The 20,122-nt window shown below is 72.9% G+C and carries 14 protein-coding genes; 2 read left to right on the forward strand and 12 right to left on the reverse strand.

Translation table 11 applies throughout. From position 1 onward, the window contains the following. Positions 1-57 precede the first annotated feature (57 nt). From AB5J87_RS09710 to AB5J87_RS09750, 9 genes are all read right to left on the reverse strand, one after another. Positions 58-621 (reverse strand): GNAT family N-acetyltransferase, encoded by a 564-nt coding sequence (locus AB5J87_RS09710; protein WP_369375982.1) that lies wholly within the window; start codon positions 619-621, stop codon positions 58-60. A 38-nt stretch (positions 622-659) separates the two neighbouring features. Next, positions 660-1,520, reverse strand: coding sequence for a GNAT family N-acetyltransferase (locus AB5J87_RS09715; protein ID WP_369375983.1), 861 nt, complete (start codon positions 1,518-1,520; stop codon positions 660-662). Between the two features lie 169 nt (positions 1,521-1,689). Continuing rightward, positions 1,690-2,847 (reverse strand): flavodoxin-dependent (E)-4-hydroxy-3-methylbut-2-enyl-diphosphate synthase, encoded by a 1,158-nt coding sequence (gene ispG, locus AB5J87_RS09720; protein WP_369375984.1) that lies wholly within the window; start codon positions 2,845-2,847, stop codon positions 1,690-1,692. A gap of 168 nt (positions 2,848-3,015) precedes the next feature. Further along, positions 3,016-4,314, reverse strand: a complete 1,299-nt coding sequence (locus AB5J87_RS09725; RefSeq protein WP_369375985.1) for an RIP metalloprotease — start codon at positions 4,312-4,314, stop codon at positions 3,016-3,018. Beyond that, positions 4,311-5,561 (reverse strand): 1-deoxy-D-xylulose-5-phosphate reductoisomerase, encoded by a 1,251-nt coding sequence (gene dxr / locus AB5J87_RS09730; protein WP_369375986.1) that lies wholly within the window; start codon positions 5,559-5,561, stop codon positions 4,311-4,313. The genes AB5J87_RS09725 and dxr overlap by 4 nt, the downstream gene beginning before the upstream one ends. 130 nt (positions 5,562-5,691) lie before the next feature. Further along, positions 5,692-7,617, reverse strand: a complete 1,926-nt coding sequence (locus AB5J87_RS09735; RefSeq protein WP_369375987.1) for an acyl-CoA dehydrogenase family protein — start codon at positions 7,615-7,617, stop codon at positions 5,692-5,694. Between the two features lie 161 nt (positions 7,618-7,778). Further along, positions 7,779-9,224 carry an aldehyde dehydrogenase family protein gene (locus tag AB5J87_RS09740; protein WP_369375988.1) on the reverse strand — a complete coding sequence of 482 codons (1,446 nt, stop codon included), beginning with the start codon at positions 9,222-9,224 and terminating at the stop codon, positions 7,779-7,781. 224 nt (positions 9,225-9,448) lie between these two features. After that, entirely contained in the window at positions 9,449-10,993 is a 1,545-nt protein-coding gene (locus tag AB5J87_RS09745) for a PucR family transcriptional regulator (protein WP_369375989.1), read from the reverse strand. Positions 10,994-11,103: 110 nt separating this feature from the next. Beyond that, the gene (locus AB5J87_RS09750) at positions 11,104-13,476 is read right to left on the reverse strand and encodes an ATP/GTP-binding protein (protein ID WP_369375990.1); all 2,373 of its coding nucleotides are present in this window, start codon (positions 13,474-13,476) and stop codon (positions 11,104-11,106) included. A 348-nt stretch (positions 13,477-13,824) separates the two neighbouring features. Here AB5J87_RS09750 and gabT point away from each other — a divergent pair, with 348 nt between their 5' ends. Together gabT and AB5J87_RS09760 are read left to right on the forward strand one after the other, a co-directional pair. Next, positions 13,825-15,159 carry a 4-aminobutyrate--2-oxoglutarate transaminase gene (gene gabT, locus AB5J87_RS09755; RefSeq protein ID WP_369375991.1) on the forward strand — a complete coding sequence of 445 codons (1,335 nt, stop codon included), beginning with the start codon at positions 13,825-13,827 and terminating at the stop codon, positions 15,157-15,159. Between the two features lie 101 nt (positions 15,160-15,260). Next, entirely contained in the window at positions 15,261-16,064 is an 804-nt protein-coding gene (locus AB5J87_RS09760; RefSeq protein ID WP_369375992.1) for a phosphatase PAP2 family protein, read from the forward strand. On the opposite strand, the gene AB5J87_RS09765 is transcribed toward AB5J87_RS09760, so the two are convergent. From AB5J87_RS09765 to AB5J87_RS09775, 3 genes are all read right to left on the reverse strand, one after another. Continuing rightward, the gene (locus tag AB5J87_RS09765; RefSeq protein WP_369375993.1) at positions 16,015-17,862 is read right to left on the reverse strand and encodes a chitinase; all 1,848 of its coding nucleotides are present in this window, start codon (positions 17,860-17,862) and stop codon (positions 16,015-16,017) included. The two genes, AB5J87_RS09760 and AB5J87_RS09765, sit on opposite strands and share 50 nt — an antisense overlap. Positions 17,863-17,966: 104 nt before the next feature. Next, entirely contained in the window at positions 17,967-18,425 is a 459-nt protein-coding gene (locus tag AB5J87_RS09770; RefSeq protein ID WP_369375994.1) for a hypothetical protein, read from the reverse strand. 263 nt (positions 18,426-18,688) lie between these two features. Then, positions 18,689-20,110 carry an NAD(P)/FAD-dependent oxidoreductase gene (locus AB5J87_RS09775; RefSeq protein ID WP_369375995.1) on the reverse strand — a complete coding sequence of 474 codons (1,422 nt, stop codon included), beginning with the start codon at positions 20,108-20,110 and terminating at the stop codon, positions 18,689-18,691. Positions 20,111-20,122: the final 12 nt, after the last annotated feature.

The following is a 20,122-nucleotide window of genomic DNA, read 5'->3' on the forward strand; positions in this document are numbered from 1 at the left end:
CGCCCGGCGTGCGCACGGTAATCGGTTTCGCGGCGCCGGTGCGGGCCGGGCGGCCGGTCAGCGCCGCAGCGGCAGGGGCGCCCCCATCACCGCGTACGGCCGCGGGGCGCTCGGGAAGTGCACCTGCTCGGCGAGGTCCCCGTAGCCCAGCGCCCGGTAGAGCGCGCGCGCCGGGCTCTCGGTGTCGATGGCGGACAGGATCGACTTCGGTTCGGCCGCGCTGTCGGTGATCCGGGTGATGAGCTCGCGGCCCACGCCCCGGGCCTGGTGGGAGGGGTGGACGTGGAGTTCGGTGATCACGAACGAGTCGTCCAGCCAGGCGTCGGTGCCGTTGTGGCGCAGATACGGTTCGACGACCGTGGACCACCAGTGCGTACGGTCGTTGGGCATCCCGTAGACGAAGCCGACGAGGGTCCCGTCGGGAGTGGTGGCGCCCAGGGCGCGCGCGCCGCGGCAGCCGAGGTGGCGCAGCACGATGTGGCGGCGCACGCCGACCTCGTCCGCGCTGAGGCCGAAGGCGACGGCCTGCACGGCCAACGCCTCGTCGACGCGGGCGGCGAGGTCGAGCGGTCCGACCGTGACCTCGGGGGTCCGGGGACCGGCTCCAAAGGAAGGTGCCATGGTCCGCACCCTACTGTCAGATGCGCCGGGCGAGAGTGTCAGAAGAGGACGCTCATGAACGCCCCGGTCTCCCGGAAGCCGACCCGCTGGTAGCAGGCGCGGGCCGCGGTGTTGAAGTCGTTCACGTACAGGCTGACCACCGGGGACACATCGGCGAGCGCGTAGCGCAGCACGGCGGCCATGCCGCCCGCCGACAGGCCCTTGCCGCGGTGTTCGGGGGCGACCCAGACGCCCTGGATCTGGCAGGCGCGCGCGGTGGCGGCGCCGATCTCGGCCTTGAAGACGACCTTGCCGTCCTGGATGCGGGCGAAGGAGCGGCCGGAGCCCACGAGCTCGGCCACCCGGGCCTGGTAGAGGAGCCCGCCGTCGCCCGCCATCGGCGAGACGCCGACCTCCTCGGTGAACATGGCCACGCACGCGGGCATGATCACGTCCATCTCGTCCTTGCGGATCCGGCGTACGTAGGGGTCGGGCACGACGTCGTCGGGCATCCGCTCGGTGACCATCAGCGGCTGGTGGGAGCGGACCTCGCGGGCGGGGCCCCAGTGCGGTTCCAGCAGCTTCCAGAGCAGCCCGGTCGCCTCGGCGGGGCCGACGATGGAGGAGCAGCGGCGGCCGGTGCGGCGGGCCCGGTCGGCGAAGGAGCGGACCGCTTCGGGGGTGGCGCAGATCGGTACGAGGTTGGCGCCGGAGTAGCAGAGCGAGCGCAGCCGTCCGTCGGTGTACCAGCCCCACATCTCGCCGCCCAGGCGCCAGGGGTCGAGCCCGGCGACCTGCACGCGGGAGGCCACGAAGGCGTTGGCGACCGGATCGCTGTCCAGGACGGCGAGCGCCGCGCCGAGGTCACCGGGTTCGAGGACCCGGGTGGTGGTCTGCGTCAACACGTGGGGCCTCACCATACGGTCTGCTGATCTCCGCACTGTACCCGGCGGGGCGGCGGCGCGGCTTGCCCGGTGTTCGCCTGCGGGGCGCCCCGGCAGGGGCGCGGGGACCTGCGCGACCAGCCATCCACGGTCCGCAGACGAACGACACCCCTCGTTTCGGGAAGGGGCGGGGCGGGGCGGGGGATCAACCCGCCACGGACACCTGCGGCTCGCCGGAGGTGACGCCGTCCTTCTCCATCTGCTCGGCGATCTTCATCGCCTCCTCGATCAGCGTCTCCACGATCTTCGACTCGGGCACTGTCTTGATGACCTCGCCCTTCACGAAGATCTGCCCCTTGCCGTTCCCCGACGCCACACCCAGATCGGCCTCACGCGCCTCACCCGGACCATTCACCACACACCCCATCACCGCGACCCGCAAAGGCACCTCCATACCCTCCAGACCCGCCGTGACCTCCTCCGCCAGCTTGTACACATCCACCTGCGCACGCCCGCACGACGGACACGACACGATCTCCAGACGCCGCTGCCGCAGATTCAACGACTCCAGGATCTGGATCCCCACCTTGATCTCCTCCGCCGGCGGCGCCGACAGGGAAACCCGGATCGTGTCACCGATCCCCTGACTCAGCAGCGCCCCGAACGCCACCGCCGACTTGACCGTCCCCTGAAACGCCGGACCCGCCTCCGTCACCCCCAGATGCAACGGATAGTCACACCGCGCCGCCAGCTGACGGTACGCCTCGACCATCACCACCGGATCGTTGTGCTTCACCGAGATCTTGATGTCCCGGAAACCATGCTCCTCGAACAGCGACGCCTCCCACAGCGCCGACTCCACCAGCGCCTCCGGCGTCGCCCTCCCGTACTTCCTCAGCAGCCGCGCATCCAGCGAACCCGCGTTCACCCCGATACGGATCGGAGTCCCCGCGTCCTTCGCCGCCCGCGCGATCTCCTTCACCTTGTCGTCGAACTGCTTGATGTTCCCCGGATTCACCCGCACCGCCGCACACCCGGCATCAATCGCCGCGAACACATACTTCGGCTGGAAATGAATATCCGCGATCACCGGAATCTGCGACTTCTTCGCAATCGTCGCCAACGCATCCGCATCATCCTGCGTCGGACACGCCACCCGCACGATCTGACAACCCGACGCCGTCAACTCCGCGATCTGCTGCAACGTCGCACCAATGTCCGACGTACGCGTCGTCGTCATCGACTGCACCGAAACGGGGGCGTCACCGCCGACCGCTACGGACCCGACCTGGATCTGCCGGCTCTTGCGACGTTCGGCCAGCCGGGTCGGTACGGACGGCATTCCCAGTGAAATCGCAGTCATCTGCTGTGCAACCCCAAGGTGTGGATCAAGGTCCCGAGATCGGCGGGCTCCAGCCTTCGAGGTTACGTCACCGCGAGGGGCCCGGGCACACCGCGCCCCGAGAGTTCATTCGAAGGGGCGGCCCGGACGCTCCATGCGCCCGGGCCGCCCCACACTCACGTACGACCGCTAGGAGATCTTGACCGGGTTCACCACGTCCGCGACCAGCACGAGCAGGGTGAAGCAGATGAAGATCCCGGCGACCACATAGGCGACCGGCATCAGCTTCGCCACGTCGAAGGGACCCGGGTCGGGGCGCTTGAAGACCCGGGCGACCGCGCGTCGCAGCGACTCCCACAGCGCGCCCGCGATGTGCCCGCCGTCCAGCGGCAGCAGCGGGAGCATGTTGAAGAGGAACAGGGAGAGGTTGAAGCCCGCGACCAGGAACAGCATCATCGCGATCTGGTTCTCCGGCGGGATGTCCAGGGTGAACACCTCGCCGCCGACCCGGGCCGCGCCGACGACGCCCATCGGGGAGTCGGCCTTGCGCTCCTCGCCGTTGAAGGCCGCGTTCCACAGGTCGGGGACCTTGGAGGGGATCGCGACCAGCGACTTCACGCCCGAGCGCATCATGTCGCCCATGCGGTCCACGGACTGGCCGAAGGACTGCTGGACGATGCCGGTGGCGGGGCTGAAGCCGAGGAAGCCTGCCGAGGTGGTGCCGGAGGTGTAGTTCCCGGACCCGTCGATCTTCGCGACGTCGTTCTTGATCAGGTTCGCGTGCAGGTCGACCGGCCTGCCGTCGCGCTCGACGGTGATGGTGGCCGGGCCGATGGTGTCGCGGATGTGCTTCTGCAGCGCCGACCAGTCGCCGACCTTGTCGCCGTTGAACGCGACGATCTTGTCACCGGCCTTCAGCCCGGCCTGCTTGGCGGGGGCGACCGGGTCCGACGCCCTGCAGCTGTCGCGCTGCTCCTTCTGCGAGATCACGCAGTCGGACACCTTGCCCACCTGGGTGGTCTGGGTGTTCACGCCGAACGTCATCATCACGCCGAAGAAGATCGCCACGGCGAGGATCAGGTTCATGAACGGCCCGGCGAACATCACGATCACGCGCTTCCACGGCTTGCGCGTGTAGAAGAGCCGCGTCTCGTCGCCCGGCTGGAGCTCCTCGAAGGCCGCCGAGCGGGCGTCCTCGATCATCCCGCGCCAGGGCGAGGTGGACCGCGCGGTGATCCGGCCGTCCTCCCCGGGCGGGAACATGCCGATCATGCGGATGTATCCGCCGAGCGGGACGGCCTTGATGCCGTACTCGGTGTCGCCCTTCTTCCGCGACCAGATGGTCGGGCCGAAGCCCACCATGTACTGGGGCACCCGGATGCCGAACATCTTGGCGGTGGAGAGGTGGCCCAGCTCGTGCCACGCGATCGAGACGAGCAGGCCGATCACGAAGACGACTATGCCGAGGACCGTCATCAAAATCGTCATGCGCGCGCCTCCGCTGTCGCCTTCACCGCGAGTTCACGGGCCCGGGCCCGTGCCCAGGTCTCCGCTTCCAGGACGTCCGAGACCGTGAGGGAGGTTCCCTCGGCGGGGGTGCCGTGCTCGGCGACGACCTCTGTGACCGTATCCATGATTCCGTTGAAGGGCAGCCGTCCCGCCAGGAACGCGTCCACGCACTCCTCGTTCGCGGCATTGAACACCGCCGGAGCCGTGTACCCCAGCTCCCCCACGTGCCGGGCGAGTCCCACCGACGGGAACGCCTCGGTGTCCAGCGGGAAGAACTCCCAGCTCGACGCCTTGGTCCAGTCGAAGGCCGGGGCCGCGTCCGGCACCCGCTCGGGCCAGCCGATGCCGATGGCGATCGGGCCGCGCATGTCGGGCGGGGTGGCCTGGGCGAGGGTGGAGCCGTCGGTGAACTCGACCATGGAGTGCACGTACGACTGGGGGTGCACGACGACCTCGATGCGGTCGAAGGGGATGTCGTAGAGCAGGTGCGCCTCGATGACTTCGAGGCCCTTGTTGACCAGCGTCGCCGAGTTCACCGTGATGACCGGGCCCATCGCCCAGGTCGGGTGGGCGAGGGCGTCCTCGCGGGTGACGTCGGCCAGCTCCGCGCGCGTACGGCCGCGGAAGGGGCCGCCGGAGGCGGTGACCACCAGCTTGCGGACGTCGGCGCGGGTGCCGGCGGCGAGCGCCTGGAAGAGGGCGGCGTGCTCGGAGTCGACCGGGATGATCTGGCCGGGCGCGGCCAGCGCCTTCACCAGGGGGCCGCCGACGATCAGCGACTCCTTGTTGGCGAGCGCCAGCGTGCGGCCCGCCGAGAGGGCGGCCAGCGTGGGCGCCAGGCCGATGGAGCCGGTGATGCCGTTGAGCACGGTGTGGCACGCGGAGGCGGCGAGCTCGGTGGCCGCGTCGGGGCCGGCGAGGATCTCGGGCAGCGGCTCGGCGCCGTACTGCGCGGTCAGCGCCTCGCGCAGCGCGGGCACCGCGTCCGGCCGGGCGACCGCGACCGTGCGGACCCGCAGCCGTCGCGCCTGCTCGGCCAGGAGCCCGACCCGTCCGCCGGACGCGGCGAGCGCGGTGACGCGGAAGCGGTCGGGGTTGCGCAGCACCAGGTCGATGGCCTGGGTGCCGATGGACCCGGTGGCGCCGAGGACGACGATGTCCCGGCGGCCTTCGGCGGGATCGAAGGCGAGGTGCGGGTCGGCGAGGGGGGCTGGGCTGTCGCTCATCCCCCCATTGTTGCCTCATCGGCTGTGTGCCGGGACAGCACTCCCCGCCCCCGCGTCCGCGCGGCGGCCCCGGGGGCCCGGCGGGACACCGGGGGTCCGGGGCCCGCGGTGTCCCAACTGCCGGGCGGATTCAGCGGATCGGGCGGTGGACGTTCTCGCCCTTGGCCGGTCCCGGGGTGGCGTCCGCGATCCACGGGCCCTCGCCCGAGGGGTCGACGACGCCCTCTTCCAGCCAGGTGTAGGCGCCCGCGAGGACCCCGGTGACGACCTTGCGGTCCAGGTCGTCGGTGTTGGCCCAGAGCCGGTCGAAGAGTTCGTCGACCCGGATCCTGGCCTGCCGGCAGAAGACGTCGGCCAGCTGGTACGCCTCCTTGCCGTGCTCTCCGCCGGTGCTCAGCAGCTCCGCCCGTACGCAGGCGGCGCTCATCGCGAAGAGTTCGGCGCCGATGTCCACGATCCGGCCGAGGAAGCCCTGCTTGGTCTCCATCCGGCCCTGCCAGCGGGACATGGCGTAGAAGGTGGAGCGGGCCAGCTTGCGGGCGGACCGCTCCACGTACCGGATGTGCTGGGCCAGTTCGCCGAACTCGCTGTAGGAGTTGGGGAGTTGGCCCGGCCCGGAGAGCAGTCTGGGCAGCCAGCGGGCGTAGAAGGCGGCGGCGCCGGCGCCCGCCCTGGCCTTGTCGGGGAGCTTCTTGTCGGGGTCGATCAGATCGCCCGCCACCGACAGGTGCGCGTCGACGGCCTCGCGGGCGATCAGCAGGTGCATGATCTCGGTGGAGCCCTCGAAGATCCGGTTGATGCGCAGGTCGCGCAGCATCTGCTCGGCGGGTACGGCCCGCTCGCCGCGGGCGGCCAGCGAGTCGGCGGTCTCGAAGCCGCGTCCGCCGCGGATCTGGACCAGCTCGTCGGCCATCAGCCAGGCCATTTCGGAGCCGTAGAGCTTGGCCAGCGCCGCCTCGATGCGGATGTCGTTGCGGTCCTCGTCGGCCATCTGCGAGGACAGGTCGAGGACCGCCTCCAGGGCGAAGGTGGTGGCCGCGATGAAGGAGATCTTGGAGCCCACGGCCTCGTGCTGGGCGATCGGCTTGCCCCACTGCTCGCGCGCCGCCGACCACTCGCGGGCGATCTTCAGACACCACTTGCCCGCGCCGACGCACATCGCGGGCAGCGAGAGGCGGCCGGTGTTCAGCGTGGTCAGGGCGATCTTCAGCCCGGCGCCCTCGGGGCCGATCCGGTGCGCGGCGGGCACCCGCACCCGGTGGAAGCGGGTCACGCCGTTCTCCAGGCCGCGCAGGCCCATGAAGGCGTTGCGGTTCTCCACGGTGACGCCCGGCGAGTCGGCCTCCACCACGAACGCCGTGATGCCGCCCTTGTGCCCCTCGGACTTCGGCACCCGGGCCATCACGACCAGCAGGTCCGCGACGACGCCGTTGGTGGTCCACAGCTTCACGCCGTCCAGCACATAGGCGTCGTCGCCGTCCGGGACCGCCGAGGTGGCGAGGCGGGCCGGGTCGGAGCCCACGTCCGGCTCGGTGAGCAGGAAGGCGGAGATGTCGGTGCGGGCACAGCGCGGCAGGAAGGCGTCCCGCTGCTCCTGGGTGCCGAAGAGCTTCAGCGGCTGGGGCACGCCGATCGACTGGTGGGCCGAGAGCAGCGCGCCGATCGCGGGGCTGGCGGAACCGGCCAGGGCCAGCGCCTTGTTGTAGTACACCTGGGTGAGGCCGAGCCCGCCGTACTTGGTGTCGATCTTCATCCCGAGCGCGCCGAGCTCCTTGAGCCCGTTGATCACCTCGTCGGGGATCCTCGACTCGCGCTCGATGAGGGCGCCGTCGATCTTCGTCTCGCAGAAGTCCCGCAGCTTGGCGAGGAACGCCTCGCCGCGCTCCACGTCGTCGTGGGCGGGCAGCGGGTGCGGGTGGATGAGGTCGAGCCGGAAGCGGCCGAGGAAGAGTTCCTTCGCGAAGCTCGGTTTGCGCCAGTCCTGCTCGCGCGCGGCTTCGGCGACCCGGCGCGCTTCGCGCTCGGAGACCTTCGGTGTGCCGTGTGGTGCGGTCATGAGGGGTTCTCCTCGCCGCGACGTGTGCGGGGCGCGCACGCACCCCGTTACCGGACAGTGCTACTCGTCCGTATGTACCCGATTCCGGGCGGGCCAGCCACCCCTCCCACACGAAACGGCCGGACCCCGTCCCCGGGCTCCGGCCGTCCTGTGCGTACGTCCTAGAGGGCGAGGCCGGTCAGGACCAGCACGCGCTCGTAGGTGTAGTCGTCCATCGCGTAGCGCACGCCCTCGCGGCCGACGCCGGACGCCTTGGCGCCGCCGTACGGCATCTGGTCGGCGCGGTACGAGGGGACGTCGCCGACGATCACGCCGCCGACCTCCAGGGCGCGGTGGGCGCGGAACGCGGTCTGCAGGTCGTGCGTGAAGACGCCCGCCTGGAGGCCGTACTTGGAGGAGTTGACGGCCGCGAACGCCTCGGCCTCGCCGGACACCTTCTGCACGGTGAGGACCGGCCCGAAGACCTCCTCGCGGGCCAGCGTGGTGTCGGCCGGGACCTCGGTGAGGACGGTCGGCGCGTAGGCGGCGCCGTCGCGCTTGCCGCCCGCGAGCAGCTCGGCGCCGGCCGCGACGGCCTCGTCGACCCAGGACTCCACGCGCTTGGCGGCGTCCTCGCTGACCAGCGGGCCGACGTCGGTGGAGGCGTCCGACGGGTCGCCGGTGACCTGCGCGCCGACCGCCGCGACGATCTTCGGCAGCAGCCGGTCGTAGACGGCGGCGTCGGCGATCACGCGCTGCACGGAGATGCAGGACTGGCCGCCCTGGTAGTTGGAGAAGGTGGCGATGCGGGTCGCCGCCCAGTCCAGGTCCTCCTCGGAGGCGAAGTCGGCGAGGACGACGGCCGCGCCGTTGCCGCCGAGCTCCAGGGTGCAGTGCTTGCGCGGCACCGAGTCCATGATCGCGTAGCCGACCTTGTCGGAGCCGGTGAAGGAGATGACCGGCAGGCGGTCGTCCTGCACCAGGGCCGGCATCTTCTCGTTGGCGACCGGCAGGATGCTCCAGGAGCCCGCGGGCAGCTCGGTCTCGGCCAGCAGCTCGCCCAGGACGAGACCCGAGAGCGGGGTGGCCGGGGCGGGCTTGAGGATGATCGGCGCGCCCACCGCGATGGCCGGGGCGACCTTGTGGGCGCACAGGTTCAGCGGGAAGTTGAACGGCGCGATGCCGAGGACGACGCCCTTGGGGAAGCGGCGGGTCAGGGCGAGCCGGCCCACGCCGCCGCCGTCGGTGTCCAGGCGCTGGGCCTCGCCGCCGTTGAACCGCCGGGCCTCCTCGGCCGCGAAGCGGAAGACGGAGACGGCACGGCCGACCTCGCCGCGGGCCCACTTGATGGGCTTGCCGTTCTCGGCGGAGATGAGCTGGGCGATCTCCTCGGTGCGCTCGGTGAGGCGCTTGGAGACGTGGTCCAGGGCGGCGGCGCGTACGTGCGCGGGGGTCGCGGCGAACTCCTCGACCACGGCGTGCGCGGCGGCGACGGCCTCCTCGACCTGGTCCTCGGTCGGGACGCTCACCTTGCCGACCAGCCGGCCGTCCCAGGGGGAGGTGACGTCGAAGCTGTCCGCACCGGTGGCCTGGCGGCCGGCGAGCCAGAAGGCGTGGGTGGAAGTCATGTCGAATCCCGGCCCTTCCGAGGTAGATGGGTCTTGCTTGTCCTTCCCACCGTAGGCCGGGGCGGGGCCGCAGGGGTTTGTCCGGGGTGGAGTGGTGGGCCGCCCGGGCGCACCCTTTTGGCGGGCGGGTCCCTGGCGGGTCGGGGGCGCGGGCGTCCCACCGCGGGCCGCGGCCGGACGGCGCCCCGCGGAGAGTCACGGGAAGGGGTGGGGCGGGGCGGGGATCACGCCTCCGGCGTCCCCGTCGCCTTCAGCGCCAGCCACAGCTCCATCCGGACGTCCGGGTCGTCCAGGGAGCGGCCCAGGATCTCCTCCACCCGGCGCATCCGGTAGCGCAGGGTGTGCCGGTGGACGCCCAGGTCCGCCGCCGCCGCGTCCCACTGGCCGTGGCGCGAGAGCCACGCCCGCAGCGAGGCCACCAGATCGCCCCGCCCGGTCGCGTCGTGCTCGTACAGCGCCCGCAGCATCCCGTCCGCGAACGCCCGTACCGCGTCGTCGGCGAGCAGCGGCACCAGCGAGCCCGCCACCAGCTCCTCGTGCTCCACCAGGGGGCGCCCGCGCCGCCGGGCCACCGAGAGCGCCTGTTCCGCCTGGCGGTAGGCCGCCGCCGCGGCGATCGGCCCGGCCGGGGCCGAGAGGCCGGTCACCAGCTCGCCGCCCTCCTCCGGCTCGAAGGCGGCGCAGGCGGCCACCGCCTCGCCGCCGTCGGCCGCCAGCACCACGAGCCGCCCGGCCTCCGGCACCACCAGGACCGCCTCCCCGGCGCGGGCCGCCGCGGTCTCCATCGCCTCGGCGAGGACGCCGGGGTCGGCGGACTCCCCCACGGGTTCGGCGATGACCAGCCGGAACGGGGCGTCCAGCAGCCCGCCGTACAGATCGCCGGCGACGGCGCGGGCGTGGTCCTGCTGCCCGGAGAGCAGCATCCGCAGCACGGCCGCGCCCAGCCGCTGCTCGGCCTGCTGGAGGGCGCGCGAGCGTTCGGTGGTCAGGGTGAGGAGCGCGACCGCCGAGTGCACCGCGTACCGCTCGGCCGTGCCCAGCGGCGCGCCCGTGCCGACCGCGAGCGCCCCGCGCGCCCGGCGCCCGGTGCCGAGCGACTGGAGCTCGACCCGGTCGTCGGAGCTGTCCTCGCGCCCGCCCACCACGGCGCTGGCCGGGGCGGGCCGGTCGCGCAGCCGGGCCACGTCGGCGGTGAGCCGGGCGGCGCGCTTCCCCGCCCACTCGGGCCGCACCGCGACGACCGCGCCCGCCGTGTCGTACAGCGCGGCCCAGCCGTCCACATGGGCGGCGAGCCGGGCCAGCAGTTCGCCCGGGCCCTCGGCGAGGGCCGCCCGGGTGAGCTCGCGCTGGGCCTCGAACCCGGCCGTCACCGCCCGGTACTGGTCGGCCGCGATGGCCGCCGAGACGGCCTTGGAGATCGCCAGGAACGGGGTGCGGCGCGGCACTTCCAGGAGCGGGAAGCCCTCCGCGCGGGCCGCCTCCAGCAGCGCGTCCGGCACGGTGTCGTAGTTGACGCCGACCCCGAAGCCGAGCCCGACGACCCCGGCGCCGATGAGCCTGCGCACATAGCGGCGCATGGTCGCGGGGTCCCCGGCGTCCAGCGTCATCGCGGTGGTCAGCAGGAGCTCGCCGCCCTCCAGGTACGGGACGGGGTCGGCGAGCTCGCTCACGTGCGCCCAGCGCACCGGCGTGGCCAGCCGCTCCCCGCCCGCGCGCACGGTGAGCTTGAGCGCCGAGTGCTGGACGAGGGAGGCGAGGGTGGGCGGCATGGGGACCTTCGACGACCTTCGGGGGGAGCTGCGGAGTGCGCCGTCCCGTATGAAGGGCGCACCCCGATTCTGCCAGAACGGCGGGGTCGCGGGGCGCCCGCGACCCCGCCTCAGCCGCGCAGGTCCACCAGGAGCGGCGGGGCGTGCTGCCCCGCGGTGTCGGAGAGCGAGAGGACGGCGTGTCCGGCGGGCAGCTGGTGGGCGAGCTGGGACGCGGACCAGCGCTCCCGCTCGACCTCGCGGACGGTGACCGCGTCCCGGGTGACCGGCTTGCCCGTGGCGAGCTTGCGCAGGGCGTGCAGGGCCCGGGTGACCGGCTGGTCGGCGAAGACCGCGTGCTTGGCGACCTCGGTGGTCTCGATCCACTCGGTGCCCCACAGCTGGGAGAGCAGCCGGCCGTCCCAGGTGGTGATCCCGCTGAACGCCATGTGGCAGCCGACCGCGCCGAGGAGGGAGGTGTGCAGCCGTTCGGGCACCTCGCCCAGGCCCCGCAGGGCGAGCACCACGCCCGCGTTGGCCTGCCGCAGCCGCTGTACGCCCCGCACCGAACCGGCGGTGACGGCCTGGCCCGCGTCGTCCAGGACGAGACAGGCGAAGAGCGAGCGGTCCCGGCGGGCGAGGGCGCTGGTGGTGAACTGGGCCAGCAGCAGCCGGTTCAGCAGCCGGGCCGCCTCCGGGTGGGCCCGCTCGGGCAGGTCGACCCGGACCCGCACCGGGTGTTCCAGGGCGCGCAGCGTGAACGGGCGGCCGTGCCCGGTGGTGTCGAAGAACGCGGCGAAGGCGGGCCGGTCCAGACAGGCGAGCCGGTCGGCGAGGAGCAGCCCGGGATCGCCCGGGACGTCGGCCTGGCGGGCCCGGGCGTCCAGCTCGCGGCTGAGGGCCGGGTGGGCCGCGCGGTCCAGGTCGGCGCGGAGGGTGGCCAGGGCGTCGCCGGAGCCGTCGAGCAGCTCGCGCAGCCGGGGCACCGCCGGGAAGGTGCCGTACGCCGCCCGGTACGGGCCCAGGAGCTGGGCCAGCGCGGTCGTGGCCCGCCGGACGTCGGCGTCGGGCAGGTCCCCGGCGCACGCCTCGGCGAGCAGGGCGGCGGCCTCGTCGGGGTCGTCGGTCCCGCCGTACAGGTCGAGGTCGTACTCGGAGAGCGGGTCGCCGGGCCGCACGATCACGTCGTACGCCTCGTCCGCGCCCAGCGGTGTGCCCGCCGCGCCCACCGCGACCACGGCGGCCTGTCCGGCGAGCGCCTGGAGGGCGAGCGACTCGACCACGGGCCGCACCAGATGGCGGGTCTTGCCCGCGCCGGGGGGGCCGAGCGCCAGCAGCGAGGTGCCGAGCGCCGCGGGGTCGACGGCCGCGCCCGCGCCCCGGCGTCCGGCCGGACCGTGCTCGCGCTCGACGAACCGGCCGAGCCGCACCTGGGCGGTGAGCAGGTCGTGGGTGGCGGCCCGGGCCGGCAGGTCGCGGTCGCCCGAGGGGTGCGCGCAGGCGCCCGCCCCCTCGCGCCGCACCGCGTCCGTGAACGCGGCGAGGCGGGCCGGGTCGGCGAGGACGGAGTCCCAGGCGCGCCGGATGCGGGCGCAGTCCACGTCGTTCATCCGGCCGCTCTCGGCGTCCAGGGCGAGCCGGTCGGCCGCCGCGTGCTGTCCGGCGGCGCGCAGCTCGGGCCAGTCCGCCGGGCTCTCGGCGCCGGGGGCGGGCCCGGCCGGGCGGGCGCCGGGGGTGCGCACGCCGCGCGCGCGCAGCAGGCCGAGCCAGTCGCCCGCCCGGCCGCACACCCACAGCACGGCGGCGACGGCCGTCAGGTGGTAGACGGTGGTCAGGGTGTCGGTGGCGTCCTTGGTGGCGACCGGGTCGTCGTGGAAGATCCACGAGTGCGGCACCAGGCCGAAGGCCAGCGAGTAGAACGGCAGCACGTCGTCGGCCTGCAGCAGCAGCCAGGCCAGGACCGCGGCGACGGCGGCGGTGCGCACCGCGCGGGCGGGCTGCGGGTGGTCGACGGCGTAGCGGCGGAAGACCTCGCGCCAGTTGCCGAAGTGGCCGAAGACGTAGATCACCGCGACGGCGACCAGGCTGTTGTAGACGGCCAGCGCGGTCAGGGCCGCCGGGGGCCTGCGGTGGATCCCCCACCAGTCGGACGGCGTGAACAGTTCGAGCGGGACCATCCGGTGCGGCACGTAGCCGTTGCGCCACAGCGACCAGACCAGGACCGCGCCGAGCAGCGCGATCAGGGCGCCGCTGAGCAGCTGCCGGTCGGGCACCCGGGGCGCGCCGTCCTCGGGGCGCGGCCGGTACCCGTACCGCCACAGGCCCGGCTCGGCCGCGGCGCGCGGGGTGCGCAGCCACTCGGCGAGCGCGGGGCGGGCGGCGGGGGGCCCGGCCGGGCGGGGCGGGAGCGCGGGCGGCTGCGCCGGGACGGGCGGTGGCCCGGCCGGGCGCGGCACCGGCCGTGCCTCGGTGCCCCGTGCGTCGTGCGTGCCTTCGGTGTCCATCGGCCCCTTGCCCCCTGACAGCCAGGTCCGTAACCAGTTCAGGCGTAAATCTAAGCGGAGTTGCCCGGTGCGGTGCGGTTCCCGCGCCCCTTTGGCGCGCGCGGCCGTGGCGCGGTGCCCGGCGGGGCGGGCACCCGCGGCAGCACGGAGGCCGGGCGCGGCCCGCCCCCCGTGTCCGCCCCCCTCGTCCATACCCGGTGTCCGCACCCCGCTATGTCCGTCGCGGACAACGACACGCCCGCACCACTCCCCAACGGCGCATGCCCCCGTCGTCCGTCGCCCCCTAGCCTGCGAAGAAAGCCAAGAAGCGTCCGAAAACACCCCCCGATCACTTCCAGGGAGCCCCTCATGAGCGCGATTCCGCAGGAGCGCCGCATCGTCACCGCGATTCCCGGCCCGAAGTCGCAGGAGCTGCAGGCCCGCCGGCTCGCCGCGGTCGCCGCCGGCGTGGGCTCCACGCTGCCCGTCTTCACCGCGCGCGCGGGCGGCGGCATCATCGAGGACGTCGACGGCAACCGTCTGATCGACTTCGGCTCCGGCATCGCCGTGACCTCGGTCGGCGCCTCCGCCGAGGCCGTCGTGCGCCGCGCCTCCGCGCAGCTGGCGGACTTCACCCACACCTGCTTCATGGTCACCCCGTACGAGGGTTACGTCGAGGTCGCCGAGGCGCTGGCCGAGCTGACCCCGGGCGACCACGCCAAGAAGTCCGCGCTGTTCAACTCGGGCGCCGAGGCCGTCGAGAACGCCGTCAAGATCGCCCGTGCGTACACCAAGCGCCAGGCCGTCGTCGTCTTCGACCACGGCTACCACGGCCGCACCAACCTGACGATGGCGCTGACCGCCAAGAACATGCCGTACAAGAACGGCTTCGGCCCGTTCGCGCCCGAGGTCTACCGCGTCCCGGTCGCCTACGGCTACCGCTGGCCGACCGGTCAGGAGAACGCCGGCGCCGAGGCTTCGGCCCAGGCCATCGACGTGATCAACAAGCAGATCGGCGCCGACAACGTCGCCGCGATCATCATCGAGCCGGTGCTCGGCGAGGGCGGCTTCATCGAGCCCGCCAAGGGCTTCCTGCCCGCGATCGCGCAGTTCGCCAAGGACAACGGGATCGTCTTCGTCGCCGACGAGATCCAGTCCGGCTTCTGCCGCACCGGCCAGTGGTTCGCCTGTGAGGACGAGGGCATCGTCCCGGACCTGATCACCACCGCCAAGGGCATCGCGGGCGGTCTGCCGCTCTCCGCCGTGACGGGCCGCGCCGAGATCATGGACGCCGCGCACGCGGGCGGCCTGGGCGGCACCTACGGCGGCAACCCGGTGGCCTGCGCGGGTGCGCTCGGCGCGATCGAGACCATGAAGGAGCTCGACCTCAACGGCAAGGCCAAGCGCATCGAGGAGGTCATGAAGGGCCGCCTGGCCGCCATGGCCGAGAAGTTCGACATCATCGGCGACATCCGTGGCCGCGGCGCCATGATCGCCATCGAGCTGGTCCAGGACCGCGCCACCAAGGAGCCGCACGCGGCTGCCGCCGCGGCGCTCGCCAAGGCGTGCCACGCCGAGGGTCTGCTGGTCCTGACCTGCGGCACCTACGGCAACGTGCTGCGCTTCCTGCCGCCGCTGGTCATCGGTGAGGACCTGCTCAACGAGGGTCTCGACATCATCGAGCAGGCGTTCTCCGCGCTCTGATCACCGGCCGGGTCCGGCCTGTGAAGAACGTGTGGGGGGCCGATGGCGCTATGGCGTTGCGGCTGTCGGTCCCCCCGCTCACTGCCGTACGGTTTCTGCAGATGAGAGAAACACCTCGCCCGCAGGGGACTGCGGGCGGCTCCAGGGCGGCGCATCTCCAGCCTCGTTCTGGGCGTGCCCTGGCGCGCACCGCTGGAGCCTTCGGCTCCGGAACTCCTCACCGATCGGACGGCCGTCCGCCCCACACCCCCCGGGGCGCACGGTCCACCGGTCCAGGCGGCCACCCCGGAACCTCCCCCCCTGTTCCGGGGTGGCCGGCTTTCCTCTGTGCCGCCCTCGCGGTCCTCTTCGCCCTCATCACCTGGCAGGTCGTCGCCGACGGGCCGCTGCGCCGCCTGGACGAGCGCGTCGACCGCCATCTCGCGGGCCGCGGCCCCCAGGGCCTGGCCGAGGTGCTGGCCGACCTGGGTTCCATGCCCGTCGCCCTGCCGGTGCTGGCGCTCGCGCTGGGGTACGCGGTGTGGCGCGGCGCCCGGCTCGACGCGCTGATCACGGCGCTCACCATGGCCGCGGTCCCGGCGCTAGTCGTCCCGCTGAAGATGTGGACCGACCGCGCGGGCCCGCTCACCTCCGCCACCGGCTACTACCCGTCCGGCCACACCGCCACCGCGATGGTGGCGTACGGCGGCGCGGCCCTGCTGCTCGCCCGGTGGACCGCCCCGCGCCGGAGCTGGTTGATGCCCGCCGCCGCGGGCGTCCTCACCGCGGCGACGGGCATCGGTCTGGTGCTGCACGGCTACCACTGGCCCCTGGACGTGCTGGCGAGCGGCTGCCTGTGCGGGGTGCTGCTGGTGCTCAGCTCCACGGGTATGCGTCGAAGTTCCGCGCGAACTCCCCGCCGTTGAACCGGTCCCAGTTGACGGACCAGGTCATCAGACCGCGCAGCCCCGGCCAGCTCCCGTGGGTCCGGTACGAGCCGCAGTCGGCGTTCTTGGTGAGGCAGTTCAGCGCCTTGGTGACCTCGGCGGGCGCGGTGTAGCCGTTGCCCGCGTTGGTGGAGGCCGGCAGGCCGATGGCGACCTGGTCGGGCCGGAGCGCCGGGAACATCCGGCTGCTGTCGCCCGCCACCGGGAAGCCGGTGAGCAGCATGTCGGTCATGGCGATGTGGAAGTCCGCGCCGCCCATCGAGTGGTACTGGTTGTCCAGGCCCATGATGGAGCCGGAGTTGTAGTCCTGGACGTGCAGCAGCGTCAGGTCGTCGCGCAGGGCGTGGATCACCGGGAGGTAGGCGCCGCAGCGCGGGTCCTGGCCGCCCCAGGGGCCCGAGCCGTAGTACTGGTACCCCATCTGGACGAAGAAGGTCTCCGGGGCCATCGTCAGCACGAACTTCGCGCCGTACTTGGCCTTGAGCGTCTTGAGCGCGCTGATCAGGTTGACCACGACCGGGGTGGTCGGGTTGCGGAAGTCCGTGTCGCCGGTGTTCAGCGAGAGCGAGTGGCCCTCGAAGTCGACGTCCAGGCCGTCGAGTCCGTACTCGTCGATGATCTTCGAGACGGAGGCGACGAAGGTGTCGCGGGCCGCCGTGGTGGTGAGCTGGACCTGCCCGTTCTGGCCGCCGATGGAGATCAGGACCTTCTTGCCCGCGGCCTGTTTGGCCTTGATGGCGGCCTTGAAGTCGGCCGTCGACTCCACCCCGGGGCACTCGCTCACCGGGCACGGGGTGAAGCGGATGTCGCCGGAGGTCACCGAGGTCGGCTCGCCGAAGGCCAGGTCGATGACGTCCCAGGAGTCGGGCACGTCGGCCATCCGCGTGTAGCCGGAGCCGTTGGCGAAGCTGGCGTGCAGATAGCCGACCAGCGCGTGGGCGGGCAGCCCGCCGCCGCCCGGGTTGCCGCCGCCGCTGGTGGTGGAGGCGGTGACGGCGGCCGACTTGGCGGACTCCCCGGCCGTGTTGGTGGCGCTGACCTGGAAGGTGTACGCGGTGGAGGCGGCCAGCCCCGTCACCGTGGCCGAGGTCCCGCTGGTGGTGGCGACCTGGGTGCCGCCCTGGTAGACGCGGTAGCCGGTGGCGCCCGAGGAGGCGGCCCAGTTCAGGGTGATGCTGGAGGAGGTGGCGGAGCCCGCGGTCAGGCCGGTGGGGACGGCCGGGAGCTGCACCGGGTCGCCGCCGGGGCCGAGCAGGCTCACGTCGTCGGCGTAGTAGGCGCCGGTGCCGTACCAGCCGTGGGTGTAGATGGTCACCGAGGTGGTGCTCGCGCCGGTCTTGAACGTGGTGGTCAGCTGCTGCCAGGACGGGGCGGACTGGGTCCAGGTGCTGACGTCGGTGGTGCCGGTGCCGGACGCGCCGAGGTAGACGTAGCTGCCGCGCACCCAGGAGCTGAGGGTGTACGTGGAGTTGGGCTGGACCGTGACGCTCTGGGCGCACTGGGCGTTGTCGCCGCCGGCCGGGGTGGCCTGGAGCGCCTTGGCGCCGCCGTGCACGGGCGAGGAGACCGCCGTGCCGCTGCCCGCCGTACAGCTCCAGCCGTCGAGGCCGGCCTCGAAGCCGCCGTTGCGGGCGAGTTCGGTGTCGGCGGCGTGCGCGGTCTGCGCGGACGCGACCAGCCCGCCCGCCGCGACCACGCCGGCTATGAGCGCGGCGAGGAGTCTGGGGGGTGGGGAGAGGGGTCCGGGCGGTCGGGAAAAGCGTCTGGTGCGGTCCACAACGTCCTCCGGCGCATGGGGGGATGGCGAGGCCGAGCCCGCCACAATGTGGTCCAGACCAATCAGGTTGTCAAGACCTCTGGCAGCACCGCCGGTGCGGGCCGTCAGTCCCGCTCCTCCCCCGCGAGCCGGGCCGCCGCCTCGTGCATCGCCAGTTCGAGGAGCGCCGGATCGGTCAGGGTGCCGGAGCCGTCGGGCGGCACCAGCCAGCGCACCCCGCCGCTGATCCGCCCGGGGTAGGGCACCACGATCCAGGTGCCCTGGCCCGCCCCCCGCACCCCGGTGCCGAGCCAGCGCGCGGCCGTGCCGGGGGGCACGAAAAAGCCGAGGCGCGCGTCGCCGAAGTCGGCGAGCACGGGCCCCGGCCTTTCCACCAGCCGCAGCAGCACATCGAGCGTGGGGTGCCCCAGCTCGCCCGGCAGGATCAGCACGTCCCAGCGCCGGCCGGCCGGGAGGAGAGCCACCCCGAGGGGGTTGCGCTCCCACTCCCACCGGCACGCATCGGGATCGGGCGCCACCGACGCCAGCCATTCCACCGCTGTTTTCGCACCCGAGCCGTTCATCACCCGGTCTTCCTTCCGTGAGTCGCCATGTGCGTTCACGGATCGAGAGCGGGGTGGCGGGCGGCTATGACGCGGGTTTCGCTACTTGTCGGTAGTGAAGCGGGTCACACCATGATCGCCGGTTGTGCGCCCCCGGCGCGAGGCCGGAGCAAAAATGATCGGCATACCGGCACCGGGCGGACCCGGCGCCGGTGCCGTCTCCCGGCGGGTACGGGTACCGGTACGGGTGCACAGACGAGTACCGGTACCTGTACCGCCGTCGGTCAGCTGTCGAAACCGAGACCGGCCCGGTCCATCGCCTTCAGCCACAGATTGCGCCGCCCGCCGTTGGCGTCGGCGCGGGCCAGCGCCCACTTGGTGATGCCGATCCCCGCCCAGGCCACCGGCTCCGGCGGGAACGGCAGCGGCTTCTTGCGGACCATCTCCAACTCGGTGCGTTCGGTGCGCTCCCCCGCCAGCAGGTCGAGCATCACGTCCGCGCCGAAGCGGGACGCCCCCACGCCGAGACCGGTGTACCCGGCCGCGTAGGCGACCTTGCCGCCGTGGGCCGTGCCGAAGAACGCCGAGAACCGCGAGCAGGTGTCGATGGCCCCGCCCCAGGCATGGCTGAAACGCAATCCTTCCAGCTGTGGGAAGCAGTGGAAGAAGTGCTCGGCGAGCTTGAGGTAGGTGGCCGGGCGGTCGTCGTACTCGGCCCGCACCTTCCCGCCGTACTTGTAGATCGCGTCGTAGCCGCCCCACAGGATGCGGTTGTCCGCGGTGATCCGGAAGTAGTGGAACTGGTTGGCCGAGTCGCCGAGGCCCGGCCGGTTCTTCCAGCCCACCGAGGCCAGCTGGGCGGCGTCGAGCGGCTCGGTCATCAGCGCGTAGTCGTACACCGGGACGGTGTACGCGCGCACCCGCCTGACCAGGGACGGGAACACATTGGTGCCGAGCGCCACCCGGCGGGCCCGGATCCGCCCGTACGGGGTGCGCACCACCATGCCGGGACCGGCCGAGACCAGATCGAGGCCGGGGGTGTGTTCGTAGATCCGTACGCCGACTTCCAGACAGGCGCGCTTGAGGCCCCAGGCGAGCTTGGCGGGGTGCAGCATCGCCACTCCGCGCCGGTCCCAGAGGCCGCCGAGGAAGGTCGGGGAGTCCACCTCGGCCCGCATGGCGTCCTGGTCGAGCAGGTCGAGGCCGTCCAGGCCGAGCGCGGTCGCCTCCTCGTACATCTCGTGCAGCTCGTCGAGCTGGTGCGGCTCGGTGGCCACGTCGATCTCGCCGGTGCGCTCGAAGTCGCAGTCCAGCCCGTAGCGGGCGACGGCCGCCTCGATGGCGTCGAGGTTCTCCGTGCCGAGCCGCTCAAGCCGGGGCAGCTCGTCCGGCCAGCGGGCCAGACCGTTGCCCAGGCCGTGGGTGAGGGAGGCGGCGCAGAAGCCGCCGTTGCGGCCCGAGGCAGCCCAGCCGGCCTCCTTGCCCTCGATGAGGACCACATCGCGGCCGGGATCGCGCTCCTTGGCCAGGAGCGCGGTCCACAGTCCGCTGTATCCGCCGCCGACGACGAGCAGATCGCACCTCTCGTCGCCCGCGAGCGCGGGGTGGGCGCCGGGCCTGCCCGGGTCCTCCAGCCAGAAGGGGACGGGCTGGGCGTCCGTCAGTGAATGGGCTGCCGCACTGCGCATGGCTCGGGTGACGGCCATGACTTCCAACTC

Source organism: Streptomyces sp. cg36, assembly GCF_041080675.1.
In the GTDB taxonomy this organism is placed as follows: Bacteria; Actinomycetota; Actinomycetes; order Streptomycetales; family Streptomycetaceae; genus Streptomyces.